This is a genomic window from Litorilinea aerophila (assembly GCF_006569185.2).
Taxonomy (GTDB): domain Bacteria; phylum Chloroflexota; class Anaerolineae; order Caldilineales; family Caldilineaceae; genus Litorilinea; species Litorilinea aerophila.
On sequence record NZ_VIGC02000033.1, the window covers coordinates 14,370 to 29,210 of the forward strand.

General features: G+C 65.9%; 12 protein-coding genes. 10 read left to right on the plus strand and 2 right to left on the minus strand.

Translation table 11 applies throughout. The annotated features are described in order from the left end of the window. Positions 1-53: 53 nt before the first annotated feature. On the minus strand, positions 54-953 hold the full coding sequence (locus FKZ61_RS19890) for an MBL fold metallo-hydrolase (protein ID WP_141611895.1): 900 nt from the start codon (positions 951-953) through the stop codon (positions 54-56). Positions 954-1,152: 199 nt separating this feature from the next. Here FKZ61_RS19890 and FKZ61_RS19895 point away from each other — a divergent pair, with 199 nt between their 5' ends. The 3 genes from FKZ61_RS19895 (at position 1,153) to FKZ61_RS19905 (ending at position 3,605) form a co-directional block, all read left to right on the plus strand. Further along, complete coding sequence (locus FKZ61_RS19895) at positions 1,153-1,890, plus strand: DUF1361 domain-containing protein (protein ID WP_170200060.1); 738 nt, start codon at positions 1,153-1,155, stop codon at positions 1,888-1,890. A gap of 138 nt (positions 1,891-2,028) precedes the next feature. Then, complete coding sequence (locus FKZ61_RS19900; RefSeq protein WP_141611897.1) at positions 2,029-3,120, plus strand: HAD family hydrolase; 1,092 nt, start codon at positions 2,029-2,031, stop codon at positions 3,118-3,120. Next, complete coding sequence (locus FKZ61_RS19905) at positions 3,105-3,605, plus strand: NUDIX hydrolase (RefSeq protein WP_229964329.1); 501 nt, start codon at positions 3,105-3,107, stop codon at positions 3,603-3,605. Before FKZ61_RS19900 ends, FKZ61_RS19905 begins: the two co-directional genes overlap by 16 nt. Before the next feature lie 150 nt (positions 3,606-3,755). Here FKZ61_RS19905 and FKZ61_RS19910 read toward each other — a convergent pair whose 3' ends face one another. After that, positions 3,756-6,539, minus strand: coding sequence for a cation-translocating P-type ATPase (locus tag FKZ61_RS19910; RefSeq protein WP_141611898.1), 2,784 nt, complete (start codon positions 6,537-6,539; stop codon positions 3,756-3,758). 689 nt (positions 6,540-7,228) lie between these two features. Between FKZ61_RS19910 and FKZ61_RS19915 the strand changes: the two genes are divergently transcribed. From FKZ61_RS19915 to FKZ61_RS19945, 7 genes are all read left to right on the plus strand, one after another. Then, a complete protein-coding gene (locus tag FKZ61_RS19915) occupies positions 7,229-8,959 on the plus strand; it encodes a PAS domain S-box protein (protein ID WP_141611899.1) in 1,731 nt (576 codons plus the stop codon). 64 nt (positions 8,960-9,023) lie between these two features. Continuing rightward, the gene (locus FKZ61_RS19920; RefSeq protein WP_229964330.1) at positions 9,024-9,671 is read left to right on the plus strand and encodes a response regulator; all 648 of its coding nucleotides are present in this window, start codon (positions 9,024-9,026) and stop codon (positions 9,669-9,671) included. Positions 9,672-9,683: 12 nt separating this feature from the next. Continuing rightward, entirely contained in the window at positions 9,684-10,877 is a 1,194-nt protein-coding gene (locus tag FKZ61_RS19925; RefSeq protein ID WP_141611900.1) for a phosphotransferase family protein, read from the plus strand. An 8-nt stretch (positions 10,878-10,885) separates the two neighbouring features. After that, a complete protein-coding gene (locus FKZ61_RS19930) occupies positions 10,886-11,434 on the plus strand; it encodes an adenylyl-sulfate kinase (protein WP_141611901.1) in 549 nt (182 codons plus the stop codon). A gap of 129 nt (positions 11,435-11,563) precedes the next feature. Further along, positions 11,564-12,484 carry an NAD(P)/FAD-dependent oxidoreductase gene (locus FKZ61_RS19935; protein WP_141611902.1) on the plus strand — a complete coding sequence of 307 codons (921 nt, stop codon included), beginning with the start codon at positions 11,564-11,566 and terminating at the stop codon, positions 12,482-12,484. Positions 12,485-12,559: 75 nt separating this feature from the next. Further along, on the plus strand, positions 12,560-13,681 hold the full coding sequence (locus FKZ61_RS19940) for a 6-phosphofructokinase (RefSeq protein WP_141611903.1): 1,122 nt from the start codon (positions 12,560-12,562) through the stop codon (positions 13,679-13,681). 59 nt (positions 13,682-13,740) lie between these two features. After that, positions 13,741-14,838 carry a DUF3419 family protein gene (locus FKZ61_RS19945; RefSeq protein WP_141611904.1) on the plus strand — a complete coding sequence of 366 codons (1,098 nt, stop codon included), beginning with the start codon at positions 13,741-13,743 and terminating at the stop codon, positions 14,836-14,838. The last annotated feature ends 3 nt before the right edge of the window (positions 14,839-14,841 follow it).

Here is a 14,841-nt window from a genome sequence, read left to right on the forward strand (position 1 = left end):
GCGCCGCCCACCACGCGCCGCACTTGTGACCGGTCGCTCAACACCGTCCCGGGTCAGTCCCGTGTCCAATCGGACCAGGGCGCCTGGGTGATTTCCGGGCGGACTTCAGGGCCGCGGCCCCCCGGCGCCAGCCGGCCGGTGACCACCTGGCCGTCGTGCTGGAAGACCAGCAGGGCATCCCGGCGCATGGCCTCATGGCGCAGTCGCCGCTTGGTCTCGATGCTGGTCATGGGATCCAGGTCGAAGGAGGGCACCCAGGCCAGACGCTCCAGGTGGACGGCCCAGCTACAGGCGTCGCCCAGGAAGAGCAGGCTCTCCCCCTGGTCTTCCACCCAGACGACCTGGATGGAGGCGGTGTGGCCCGGTGCGATGTCGGTGCGAACGCCAGGGGCCAGCTCTCGGGGGCCGTCAATGACCTCTAGCTGTCCTCGCTCCAGGAGGATCTGCCAGTTTTCGGCATGGTAGGTGGCAGCCGTCCGCTCGTTGGGGAAGCTGGCTTCAGCCAGGTCCAGCCGTTGGACCAGGTAGCGGGCGTTGGGGAAGGTGGGCACCACGGCGCCCGGGCTGTGATCGGGGGTATCCCACCGGGTGGCACCGCCGGCGTGATCGGCGTGGAGATGGGTCAGGAGAACCAGGGCCACATCTTCCGGGCGGATACCCACCCGGGCCATGTCGGCCAGGAGGCGACCCCGCCGCTCGTCCAGGCCGATGATCTGGCGCTGCCGGGCGCTGTACTTGTCGCCGTGACCGGTATCCACCAGGATGGGGCCGGCTGCGGACTCGATCAGCAGGCAGCGGGTGTCGCTGGGCACCTGGTTCAGCTCGTTGGGCTCCACCACCCGCTGCCAGAGGACCCGGGGGACCAGACCAAAGAAGCCGCCGCCGTCCACCGGATGGACGCCATCGCTCACGATATGGCAGCGGATGTTGCCTATGTTCAATGTATGGGCCATGTGGCGAATCCTTTCCGCAGTTGATCCCTTTCCACAAAGTGGTTTATGATTCTCCCCATTCGTTTTTCATTATAAGTCCGCTCGCGAAGCGTGTACAGGTGGAGCAATAGGGAATTCCATGCCAGGACAATCCTCCGAAACTCAAAAAGGCCCCGCCGCTGGTGTGAAGGGGCAAGTATTCGCCCAGGAATCAGCAGGTATGTGGAATGTGTTGGGCGGGCGGCCACACCCACGGCGCACCCCGTTCCCGTTCATCTCCCTGTTGGCGCCAGAACGCACCAGGATGTTGTTACTGCTCCTGCTCTACATCCTCTCTTCGGCCGCCAGCGTCGGCCTGTTCCTGTTTCGGGTCTATTACGCCCAAACGACGACCTATCGCTTCTTGAACAAAAATCTGCTGCTGGCCTGGATCCCGATGGTCTGTGCCTTGCTGGCCTGGCGCCTGGGATATGGGCGTCGGCGGCCATCCTGGCTGGTTTGGGGGCTGCTGGGGCTGTGGCTGCTGTTTTTCCCCAACGCGCCTTACCTCATCACCGACTTGATGCACATCTCTCCGCGCCATCGGGTGCCCCTGTGGTTTGACGCCCTGCTCCTCTTTTCCTATGCCTGGACCGGCCTGATGCTGGGCTTCTTCTCCCTGCAACTGGTCCAGCTCCTGTTCCAGCGCTGGTATGGACCGATGTTGGGATGGCTGGTAGCCCTGGTATCCATAGCGGCCGGCAGCTTCGGCGTCTACCTGGGCCGCCTGCCGCGCTGGAACAGCTGGGACGTGCTGTTGGCGCCCCACTCCCTGCTGACGGACATCCTGGCCCACTTCCATGCCCCCCTCAACCATCTTCAGGGACTGTTGATGAGCTTTTTCTTTTTCGTCTTTTTGACCGTGACGTACGTTACCGTGGCGGTGCTCGGCGGCATACGCTGGCAGCGGGAAGGATGAACCTGCCAGCGCGCTCCCTGCTTAGCTGCCTTCGGATGCGGGCCCCCTTGGCGGTTCGGCGCCATGTGCTATACTGATAACCGCCGGATCCAAAGGGATCCGGCAGGTCGTTGTCAGTTTTGCACAACGGATGGACGTATGATGAGCGAATCGTCCCACGACGAATCCCATGACGAATCCCGCGACGAACAGCAGGCGCATTCATCCCCGCCTTCCATGGAGCCCCTGACACCCGAAGAGAAAGAGGCGTTCCTGGCCCGCGCCCGGGCCCGGGCCAGGACCCTGACCGACGAAGAGCGACAGGCCATCTTCGGGGCATCGTCCACGCCGGGGCGTGCCCAGGCGACTTCTCTCCCGGAGGAGACGGAAGTGGCCGAAATGGCGGCCGCCCCGCTGGACGAGGAAACCCTGGAGCGGCTGCAGCACAATTTTTTCCCAGAGCTGGGCGAGGGGATCCGGCTGCCCTCCCCGCCCCTGATCCAGGGGGTAATCTTCGATTTTGACTACACCCTGGCCCACCTGACTCGCCCCCTGCCGGACTTGATGGCAGAAGGGGCCCGCGCGGCAGAGGCCTACATGCGTTCCACCGGCATGGATCTGCCGGCGGAATTCTGGCCCAACATCGTGGAAGCCCGCCGCTTTGCCGAGGAAAAGTCGGACGAGGAGCAGGAGGAGCACATCGCGGATGATGCCATGAGCTTCCTGCTTCAGTTCTTTGGTTACCCGGCCAGCCAGATGGATCCCGATGTCCTTCGCCGGGCGGTGGACCTTTTCTACGCCCCCGAGATGACCGCCTGGCAGCTCTACCCCGGCGCTACGGCCGTCCTGGCCCATCTGCAACGGGCCGGCTTCAAGCTGGCCGTCCTGGCCAACTACAACTGCGACCGGGTCTTCCAGCGGATCATCGACTATCTGGGGCTGCGCCCCTATCTGGACCTGTGCATCAGCAGCGCCAGCGTGGAGTACCGCAAGCCCGACACCCGCTTCTTCCAGTTAGCCCTGGACCGCTGGGATGCCCTGCCCCACGAAGTCATCGTGGTGGGCGACAGCCTGCTCCACGACATCCAGGGGGGGCTGGAGCTGGGCGCCCTCACCGTCCAGGTTCAGTTGGAAACCACGCCCCAGGTCCAGTTTGACAACGCCCAGGTAGCCGAACGGATCCGCCCGGACGCGATCATCACCGCACTCACAGACCTGCCCCAGCTGGTGCACACATGGGCCACAGCCTGATGGACGCTGCTTCTTTCCCCGAGCCTTCGACCGAACCCATTCGCCGCCGCTATCCCACTGCCCCCCTGGTGGGCGTGGGCGCGGCCGTCTTCAATCGCCAGGGGCAGGTGCTCCTGGTCAAACGGGGGCGTCCTCCCCGGGCCGGGCAGTGGGGCCTGCCCGGCGGCCTGTTGGAGCTGGGCGAGCGGCTGGCTGATGGCGTGCGGCGGGAAGTGCGTGAGGAATGTGGGATCGAAATCGACGTGGGCGATGTGGTCGATACCTTCGAGCCCATCGAGCGGGATGCCCAGGGCCGGGTGGAATACCACTATGTGGTCATCGACTTCTGGGCCACCTATCGGAGCGGCGTTCCCCAGGCCCAGGATGACGCGGCCGAGCTGGCCTGGGTCGACGTGGGTGCCTTGGACCAGTATGCCGTGGCGCCGGAAACCCGTTCGGTCATCCTGAAGGCATATCGGGCGTGGCAGGCGGCAGATCCCACTTGAGCCCGGGCGCGACCATGGCCCTGGCCGGTGAGGCCCGGCCGTCCGGGATCTGAGCCTGTTTTATTTTTGACATCAGTCGCCACACCCAGGCGGGTGATGGGACGGCGATGGATGTGCAGCTACGAGCTACTACGAGCTACCTGCTACGAGCTACGACGTGGCAGCGGTTTTCGTATCTCCTCCACGCCGACGCCGGCGGAATAGCCACTTCTCGAGCTCCACGCACCACAGGGGCAGGGTACAGACCGCCAGGCTCATGAGCAGATGCTGGGCGTCCAGGGGCTCGGTTTCGAAGAAGGTGCGGGCAAAGGGTACATAGACCACCGCCAGTTGCAGGACGATCGTCAGCAGGACGGCGCCGACCATGGGCCGATTGGAGAGCAGGCCGATCCGGAAGATGGACTCCCGCTCGGAGCGCACCCCAATGGCCAGGGCCATCTGGGAGAGCACCAGGGTGGTGAAGAGCATGGTCTGCCAGGCAGGATCCCCGGCCTGCCAGTAGTAGTAGCCCAACCCCAGGGGCGCCAATCCCAACACCAACCCAATCCAGATTACATCCCAGCCCAGGCCTCGACTGAAGATGCCCTCACTGGGCGGATAGGGCGGCCGGCGCATGACGTCCGGCTCGGCCGGCTCCACCCCCAGGGCCAGGGCCGGCAGGCCGTCGGTGATCAGGTTCATCCACAGGATCTGGAGGGGGAGGAGGGGCAGGGGCATTCCCACGAAGGGCGCCAGCAACATCACCCAGATCTCGCCCGAATTGCAGCTCAGCAAAAAGCGGATGAACTTGCGGATGTTGTCGTAGATGGTGCGCCCTTCCTCCACCGCGGCCACGATGGTGGCGAAGTTGTCGTCCTGCAGCACCATGTCCGCCGCTTCCTTGGCCACGTCCGTGCCCGTGATGCCCATGGCCACGCCGATGTCCGCCTGCTTAAGGGCCGGGGCATCGTTGACGCCGTCGCCGGTCATGGCCACCAGTTCTTTCTGGCGCTGCAGGGCCTGGACAATGTGAAGCTTGTGTTCCGGCGCCACCCGGGCAAAGATGGAGACCTCCCGCACCGCCTGGTCCAGCTCTTCAGGGGAAAGCTGTTCCAGGTCCTGGCCGGTGAGCAGGCGCTTGCCATCGCCGATGCCCAACTCCTGGGCGATGTGCCGCGCCGTCAGGGGGTGGTCGCCGGTGATCATCATGGGGCGAATGCCTGCGTTGCGGCACGTTTCCACGGCCGCCTTCACCTCGGGCCGCGGAGGGTCGATCATGGCCACCAGCCCCACGAAGATCAGCTCCTGTTCCACCTCCTGCACGGCACCGTCGGCCGGCGGCTCTTCCATGCCCCGGAAGGCCACCCCCAACACCCGCATCCCGTTTTGGGCCAGCTCGTCGTGGGCGGCCACGATGCGCTGGCGGTACTCCTCGTCCAGAGGCTCCACATGGTCCCCCGCCCAGACCCGGGTCGTCACCTGCAGAAGGCTGTCCAGGGCGCCCTTGGTGAAGGCGATGTAGGGCGGCGCGCCGGCCAAGTCCACCTGATCCCAGAGGGGGCGCAGGCTTTCCGGCACAGGCGTCTCGGCCGGCGGACGTTTGTGGACGGTGGTCATGCGCTTGCGGGCGGAGTCGAAGGGCACCTCGGCCACCCGGGGGCTGAGCTCCTCCAGCTTGCCCTTGAGCAGGCCGGCCCGGGCCGCGGCCACCGCCAGGGCACCCTCCGTGGGATCTCCCACCATGCGAAAGCGCTCCCCATCGCCCTCGTTGGCCGGCTCCACCACCGCGTCGTTGCAGAGGGCTGCGCCGGCCAGCAGAAGCGAGAGAGCCGGCTGCACAGGGCCGGGCGCCGCCTCCGCCACGGAGAAGGTCCCCGCGCGTTCCCGGCTCAGGCGCTCGGTCAGGTCGATGCGTTCCCCCACCACATCCAGCACCGTGACGGTCATCCGGTTTTCCGTCAGGGTGCCCGTCTTGTCGGAGCAGATGACCGTCACCGAGCCCAGGGTTTCCACCGCCGGCAGCTTGCGGATCAGGGCGCGGCGTTTCAGCATGCGCTGGGCGCCCAGGGCCAGGGCGATGGTGACCACCGCGGGCAGGCCTTCGGGCACGGCGGCCACGGCCAGGCTGACCGCGGTGAGCATCATCAGCCGCAGATCCTCGCCCCGCAACACGCCCAGGCCAAAGATGACGACCACGATGGCCAGGGCGACCAGGGCCAGCCGCCGGCCCAACTGATCCAGCCGGCGCTGCAGGGGGGTGGGCTCGTTTTCCACCGTCTGGAGCATGTCGGCGATACGGCCCAACTCCGTCTCCATGCCGGTGGCCGTCACCACGGCCTCACCGTGGCCATAGGTCACCACCGTGCCCATGTAGACCATGTTGCGGCGGTCGCCCAATGCGGCGTTGGCTTCGACTGTGACCTCTGCCCGCTTGCTCACCGGCTCCGATTCTCCGGTGAGGGTGGCCTCCTCTACCCGCAGATTGGCCGAGGAAATCAGGCGGCCATCTGCGGGGACCAGATTGCCCGCTTCCAGCAGGATGATGTCGCCGGGGACCAGCTCCCGGGCCGAAATTTCCTGGACATGGCCGTCTCGCCGGACCCGTACCTTGGGGACGGCCAGCTTCTTCAGCGCGGCCATGGCCTGCTCCGCCTGGTATTCCTGGCGAAAGCCCAGCACCGCGTTGAGCACCACGATGGCCAGGATGGCGACCGCGTCCTTGTAGTCGCCCAGGAGGGCCGAAATGACAGCGGCCACGATGAGAACCACCACCAGGGTGGAGGAGATCTGCTCCCACAGGATCTGCCAGGGGGACTTCCGTCCCCGCTCCACCAACTCGTTGGGACCGTAGCGGTTCAGCCGTTCCCGGGCTTCGGCGGCGGAGAGGCCCTGCTTGGCGTCGCTACCCAGGGCTGCCAGGACTTCTTCGATGGATTGGTGATGCCAGTCGCTCATGATGAACCTCTGCTTGCTTGTGGTGGCGTGGTGGTCAGGACATCCCGGCGGAAATTCGCCCATGGCATCCACCCGAACGGGGCAGCCGGATCTGCGCCATCGAACTGACGGCAGATGGTCAGCGTCTCCCGGCTGGTGATATCGCTGCCCGACCGTGGATTCGTCCTGGCCGCCATTATAAAGGCCGCCGAAAGGGACAGCAACCGGGATTTTGCGATCCACAATCCCACAGTCTACCAGTCGTCGCCTTTTCGTAGGCACGGCTCGTAGCTGCGCTTCGTCGCCTCTCCTGCATCCTTACTTTCTTTACGCAGGGCTTCGGCTCAGGTTGCGTCTGCTCCCTCCATCCCCGCTCGCCCAAATCTCAATCGTCCACGATTTCGATGCAGACGGCGCTGCATGGGAGGACGCCGCCTTTGAGGATGCGCACTCCACGAAGGGACAACCACCACGGCGCGGAGTCGGCATCCTCAGTCGTAGGTCCGCTTTCCATACCGGACCTGCGAAATCATAGGTGCCACGTCCTGGTGTCATAACCGTGGGCGCGGTGACGAATGTCCCCCAGAGGCTGGGACATCCTTACCCTGGCCATGCTGGAGCGGGTACCGGCTACGTGATATACTAAAGGCTGGACCCGGGTTGTCCGGCCGAGTCCGCGCGAAGGAATCCAATTCTGGTACCCTGAAACCATGACCCAATACCACGATCTGCCCTATCGCCTGCCCCTGGCAGAATCCCTGAACAGTACCGAAGTTCTCCAGTCCATTTTGGACGCGGCCCCCATCGCCATCGTTATGGTGGACCAGCAAGGCAACATCGTCTACGCCAACGAGAAGCTGGCCCACATGTTCGGCTACAGCCAGCAGGAGCTCCTCCAACAGCCCATTGAGCTCCTCATGCCGGAGCGCTTCCGCCAGGACCACCGGGCCCACCGGGCGGACTTTGCTCTCCATCCCCGGGTCCGCCCCATGGGATCTGGCATGGACCTGGCCGCCCGCCGCAAGGACGGCACCGAGTTTCCCATCGAGGCGGGGCTCAGCCCTATCCAGGTGGGGGACGAGATGCTGGTAGTGGGCTCCATCACCGACGTGTCCCGCCGTAAACAGATTGAGGAGATGCTGGAGCAGCGGGTGGAAGAACGCACCCGGGAGCTTGAGCGGCGACGACAGGTAGCGGATGGCCTGCGGGATATCCTGGCCATCCTCAATTCCAATCGCACCCTGCGGGAAACCCTGGACTACATTGTGGGCCAGGCATGCCGTCTCCTCCATGCCGACGCCAGCGCCATCTACCAGTTGGGCGACGAAGAGGGCATGTTCATCGTCCAGGCTGCCTACGGCTTGCCGCCCGAGTTGTTGCCCGAGCTGCCCCACACACAGCCGGCCGGGCAAGCCAATCCTGACGGATTCCCCACCGGCAGCGGTCCCACGGCTTCCACGCCCCGCGCGCCCCATACCTCCCCGCAGAGCCTGCCGTCCAGGCCCCGGGTCACCCGCCAGGCCGACTTCGTGCAGATTCGCGCCGGCGATGGCGCTGAAGAGCCCGGCACCCAGCCCGGGGATGCCCAGGATCCCCTGGAGAATCACTATCAGGCCGTCCTGACTGTTCCCCTGATCATCAAAGAGGACATTTACGGCAGCCTGATGCTTTATTACCGGGAGCCGCGCAAATTTTCGGTGGAGGAGATCGAACTGGCGACCACCATGGGCGATCAGACGGCCCTGGCCATCGAAAATGCCCGCCTGCGTACCCAGGTAGAGCATTCGGCCGTGGCGGCGGAGCGCAACCGAATCGCCCGGGACCTCCACGACTCGGTGACCCAGACCCTCTTCTCGGCCAGCCTGATCGCGGAGGTGTTGCCCAAGCTGTGGGCCCACAACCCCGAAGATGGCCGGCGTCGACTGGAGGAGTTGCGTCAGTTGACCCGGGGCGCGCTGGCAGAAATGCGCACCCTGTTGTTGGAGTTGCGGCCTGCCACCCTGATCGAAGTGGACCTGGGCGAGCTCCTGCGCCAGCTGACGGAAGCCATCACCGGCCGGGCCCGGGTCCCCATCGACCTGACCCTGGAGGGAGATCACCCCCTTCCCCCCGACGTGAAGGTTGCCTTCTACCACATCGCCCAGGAGGCCCTGAACAACGTGGCCAAGCATGCCCGTGCCCAGCACGTGACGGTCCACCTGGTGCGCCAGCCCGAGGGCGCCTGCCTGACCGTGACCGATGATGGGCGCGGCTTTGTGTTGGATGCCGTGACCCCGGAGCATCTGGGCCTGACCATCATGCACGAGCGGGCTGACGCCATCGGCGCCCGGTTGGAAATCACCAGCCGCCGGGGGCAGGGCACCCAGGTGCAGGTCACCTGGCATGCCCCAGCCACAGATGAGGCAGAGCAGGCCGAAGAGAATCGGTGTTCATCGGTGTAACCTGTGGATCATGCAGTGAAGCCTGGTCTACGACGGCAAAGAACATGCGGTAAGGATCATGACGGTGACGAAGCAATCGACCATTCGGGTGATGCTGGTAGACGACCATGCCGTGGTTCGCAGCGGCCTTTCGGCCTTCCTGTGGGCGTTCGACGACCTGGAGCTGGTGGGCGAGGCCGCTGACGGGGCCGAGGCGTTGGCCCTGTGCGAACGACTCCAACCCGATGTGATTTTGATGGACCTGATGATGCCCCGGATGGACGGTGCAGCCGCAACCCAGGCCATCCGGGCCCGCTATCCCCACATCCAGGTGGTGGCGTTGACCAGCTTTAAGGAGGATGAGCTGGTCCAGGCTGCGCTGAAGGCCGGCGCCATCGGCTATCTGCTGAAAAACGTCTCGGCCGATGAGCTGGCCCAGGCCATCCGCGCCGCCTACGCGGGCCGACCCACCCTGGCACCTGAAGCCGCGGAGGCCCTGATCCACAACGCCCGCAACGCCGATCGCCTGCCCCCCGGACAGGCCCTCACCGAACGGGAGCGGGAGGTGCTGGCCCTGATGGTGGAGGGGCTCAACAACAGCGAAATTGCCGAGCGGCTGGTCGTCAGCCGTTCCACCGTCAAATTCCACGTGAGCAACATCCTCTCCAAGCTGCAGGCCAACAGCCGCACCGAGGCGGTGGCTGTGGCGCTGCAGAGGAAACTGGTCGGCTAAGGAGAAGGGCCCATGACCCCGGAAACAGCCCGCTTCGACACGGCCCAGGTGGAGGCCTACCTGAGCCAGCTCCATGGCCAGCCGGCCACCGTGCTGGAGATGACGGGCCTCAGCGATAAGGCCATATCGGCCCCGGCAACGGACACGGCCGGCGGGGAGGCCGACCGGCGCTCCCTCAAGGTGTTCGGCTACGGCCGGCCCGTCCTGATCCGCTATCGGGTGGATGGCCAGGAGCACCGGGTGGTGTTGCACACGGCCGCCGCGGACCACTTCGGGCACGAAACCCGGGCGGACCGGGCCGCGGCCCTGTTGCGGTGCTACGATACCTTTAACCACCTGCCCCGGCACGTGCCCGCGCTGGATGTGGGCGCTTTCTTCCACACCACGCCCGATGCCAGCCCCGCACTCCATTCCCTGGGCGCTGCCGGTGAGTTCTTCCTCCTCTCCCGTTTCGTGCATGGGCAGGCCTACGCCCAGGACCTGGTACGCCTGCGGGATGGCGGCGACCTCACAGACCGGGATCGGGCCCGGGCCGAAGCGTTGGCCCGCTATCTGGCTGAAATCCACGCCCAGAAGTTCCCCGTCGACCAGGAGGAGACCGGCCCGCGGGACCGACGGGCCCTCTACCGCCGTCGCATCCGGGACACGGTGGGCAGCGGTGAAGGCATCATGGGGCTGGTGGACAGCTATCCAGATGACTTTGCCCTGCTGCCGCCGGACTGGCTACGGGAGGTGGAGCAGGCCTGTGTGGCCTGGCGTTGGCGTCTGAAAGGACAGGACCACCGGCTGGCCCAGGTACACGGCGACTTCCATCCTTTCAACGTCCTCTTCACCGGCGATGTGGAGTTCGCCCTCTTGGACCGCAGCCGGGGGGCCTGGGGGGAGCCGGCGGACGATGTGAGCTGTATGGCCATCAACTACCTGTTCTTTTCCCTCCAGCGTGTCGGGCGGCTGGCCCCGCCCTTCGAAACCCTCTGGACCCTCTTCTGGGAGACCTACCTGGATGCCACGGGCGATGAGGAGCTGTTGTCCCTGGTGGCGCCCTTTCTGGCGTGGCGGGGGCTGGTTCTGGCCAGCCCCGTCTGGTACAACGTGGGGGATGATGTGCGGCGCCTGCTCTTCGGCTTTATCGATCACGTGTTGGGCGCGGCGTCCTTCGACCCCAATCCAGCGGCCGTCAACCGGTACCTGGTGCCCGTTTCGTGAGGCGAGTCATGGGTAGGGACGAGACATCACCCGGCTGGGCCGTCTGGTTTACCGGCCTGCCCGCGGCTGGCAAGACCACCCTGGCCCGGACACTGCAGCGGCGCCTGGCCAGGGAAGGGATCTGCGCCGTGCTGCTGGATTCTGACGAGCTGCGGCCCATCCTCACACCCCAGCCAACTTTCACGCCCGGGGAACGGGAGGATTTCTACCGGCGGCTGACCCAACTGGCAGCCACTCTGGTGGAGCAGGGCGTGCACGTTCTCATCGCGGCCACCGGCAACCGCCAACACTATCGGGATTTCGCCGCCCGGCTCCTTCCTCACCTGGCCCTGGTCTGGGTCCGCTGCGCCCCCGAGACCTGCCGCCGCCGGGACCCCAAGGGGCTGTACCGCCGGGCCCTGGCGGGCGAGATCCGCAATTTCCCCGGGGTGGATGCGGCCTATGAGCCCCCTGCTGAACCGGTCGCCGTGGTAGACACCGACCGGGAGGGGCCGGATCAGGCTGTGGAGCGCCTGTTGGTGACCCTGCCCTTTCTGCGCTCGGGAGATAGCGGCTGAGGCGAGCCGGTTGGTCCACTTTTCCAGGATTTACTGCCCCCTTGCAAACTCCTGGGCTCTGTGGTTCAATCAGGATGCCCGCAAGGGCAGCCAACCAATGTTTTTTCGTTGATCAGAAGGCGAGGTGTTATGGCGGAATCGGATGTGGCCATTGTGGGAGGCGGGCCGGCGGGGCTGGCTGCCGCCCGCTACGTGTTGCACGCCCAGTTGCAGGCGACCATCATCGCCCCAGAGCTGGGCGGCTGGGTGGGCAATCGCTTCACCCTGCGCGGCCAGGAGCCGGTGGATTCAGTCTGGGGGGGCGGGCTGGTCCATGAGTTTGAGCAGCGGGTCCGGGAGCGCCCTGGGGCTACCTACGTGCAGCAGGAGGCCAGCCGGATCACCCGCCAGCCGGAAGGCACCTTCCGCATCACCCTGGCCGATGGGTCGGAAATCGCCGCCCGGACCGTCATCGTGGCCACTGGCGCCCGCCCCAAGCGCCTCTACGTGGCCGGCGAGCGGGAGTTCTGGGGCCGGGGCGTCAGTTTTTCGGCCATCAGCCATGCGCCCCTCTTCAAAGATCGGAATGTGGCCGTGGTGGGCAGCGGGGACCGGGCCCTGATCGCCACGCTGGAGCTGGCCGCGCTGGCCCGGCAGGTCTACCTGATCGTGGCCCAACCCCAGGAGCTGGCCGAGCTCCCCCTGGCGGCCAAGGTGATGGCCCGCCCCAATGTCTCCCTCTTCCGGGATTGGGAAGTTCAGGAGGTGGTGGGGGATGAGTTTGTCACTGGCATCAGCCTGGTGGGCAGCAACGGCGAGACCCGCCAGGTGGCGGTGGAAGGGGTCTTCGTCCAGTTTCCCCTCCTGCCCAACAACGAGCTGGTGCGGGGGCTGGTCACCCTGGACGAGGATGGCCACATCTATGTCAACCACCGCTGCGAGACAAATGTGCCGGGCCTCTTCGCGGCGGGAGATGTGACCAACATCCACGCCGAACAGGTGCTGGTGGCCATCGGGGAAGGCGCCAAGGCGGGCCTGAGTGCATGGGAATACCTGGTGACCCTGGACTGATCCTCGGACTCCGGACTTCGGACTCCGGACTCAAGTGACGTCTATCGGCTGGATTGGAGAAAGGAAGCACAGGCCATGGGCAAGTACATCGGTATTCTGACTGCAGGTGGCGATAGCCCGGGTCTGAATGCCGCCATCCGCGGCATCGGCAAGGCTGCCCACACCTACCCCGGCATGCAGGTCATCGGTTTTCGGGATGGTTTCCGCGGGCTGATGGAAAACCGCAGCGTCCGGTTGGAAAGCGATGTCCTCTCGGGTATCCTCACCCTCGGCGGCACCATCCTGGGCACCAGCCGGGATAAGCCCCACCGCATGCCCGTGGGGGGCAAGGTGATGGACATGCGGGATGTGATTGTGGATAACTATCACAAACACCACCTGGACGGCCTGATCTGCCTGGGGGGCGGCGGTACCCAGAAAAATGCCCTTCAACTGGTGGAAAAGGGCCTGAATGTCATCACCCTGCCCAAGACCATCGACAACGACGTGGCTATGACCGACGTCACCTTTGGCTTTGACACCGCCCTGGGCATCGCCACCGAAGCCATCGACCGCCTCCACAGCACGGCCCACAGCCATCACCGCATCATCGTGGTGGAGATCATGGGCCACAAGGTGGGCTGGCTGGCCCTGGGCTCCGGCATCGCCGGCGGCGCGGACGTCATCCTCATCCCAGAGATCCCCTACGACGTCCACATCGTGGCCGAAGCCATCCGACGGCGCAGCCAGGAAGGCAAACGTTTCAGCATCGTGGCCGTGGCCGAGGGGGCCATCTCTAAGGAGGATGCCGCCGCGCTGGAGGAGGCGCGCCAGGCCAAGAAAGAGGCCAAGACCAAAGAGGAGCGGAAGAAGGCCAAGGCCCGCCTGGCGGCCCTGGAGGAAAACCATGCCGGCAACACCATGCGCCTGGCCCAGCAGCTGGAAAAACTCACCGGCCTGGAGTCCCGCCTGACCATTCTGGGACACCTGCAGCGGGGCGGTACGCCCTCGGCTGCGGATCGCCTGCTGGCCACCCGCCTGGGCACCGCCTGTGCCGAGCTGGTCAACCAGGGCGTCTACGGCGTCATGGTGGCGGCCCGGGGCGAGGAAGCGGTGCCCGTGCCCCTGGAAGAGGTGGCCGGCAAGTTGAAGATGGTGCCCCTGGACCATCCATGGATCGAGTCGGCACGCCGGGTGGGGACCTGCCTGGGCGATTGACGACGGATACGCTTCACCCGCGGGGCAGTGGCGCCCGCTCCACCAAGAGGATCACGGAGATGGCCTCGGACCCCCGCGCCCAGGTGGATTTCACCTTCATCCGCTACGCCCAGTGCTGGGAGGATGCCGATGTGCTCCTGCAGGCCCTGGCCATCCAGCCCCACCACACCTGCCTGTCCATCGCCTCGGCGGGGGACAACACCCTGGCCATGGTGGCCCAGGGGCCGCAGCGGGTCATCGCCCTGGATCTGAACCCGGCCCAGCTGGCCTGCCTGGCCCTGCGGGTGGCCGCCTATCGGGCGCTGCCCTACGAGCAGATGTTGGCCCTGCTGGGCGTCCGCCCCAGCTCCTGCCGCCAGGAGCTCTACCGCTGTTGCCGACCCTGGCTGTCGCCCCAGGAGCGCCACTTCTGGGACGCCCGTCCCCAGGCCATCGCCCGGGGCATCGTGAACGTGGGCAAGTTTGAGCGCTATCTTCGCTTCTTTGGCACCCGCATCCTGCCCCTGATCCATTCCCGGGCCGTGCGGGAGCAGCTCTTGCAACCCCGGAGCCGGGCCGAGCGGGAGCGCTTCTACGTCCGCCATTGGGACAACTGGCGCTGGCGATTGCTCTTCCGAATCTTCTTCTCCCGTCCCCTGCTGGGCCGGCTGGGTCGGGATCCCCGCTTTTTTGCCTACGCCCAGGAAGATGTGGCCGGCCATCTCCTGGCCCGGACCCGTCACGCCCTGACCGAACTGGACCCATCCCAAAATCCCTACCTGCAATGGATCCTCCTGGGACATCATGGGGATGCCTTGCCCTATGCCCTGCGGCGCGAGCATTTCGACGCCATCCGCGCCCACCTGGACTGTCTGGAATGGCGGTGCCTGTCCCTGGAAGCCTACCTGGAGACCTGCGCGCCCCGCTCCATCGACCGGTTCAACCTGAGCGACATCTTCGAGTACATGTCTCCCGACGCCTATCGGGCGGTGTTGGAGCGGCTGGCCGACTGCGGACGCCCCGGCGGCCGGCTGGTCTACTGGAACATGCTGGTGCCCCGTTCTCGTCCCCCGGAGCTGGCCCACCGGCTGCGTCCCCTGGCCGAGCTGGCTCAGGCCCTGCACCAACAGGACAAGGCCTTCTTCTATCGCGCGCTGGTGGTGGTGGAGATCTGCTGAACC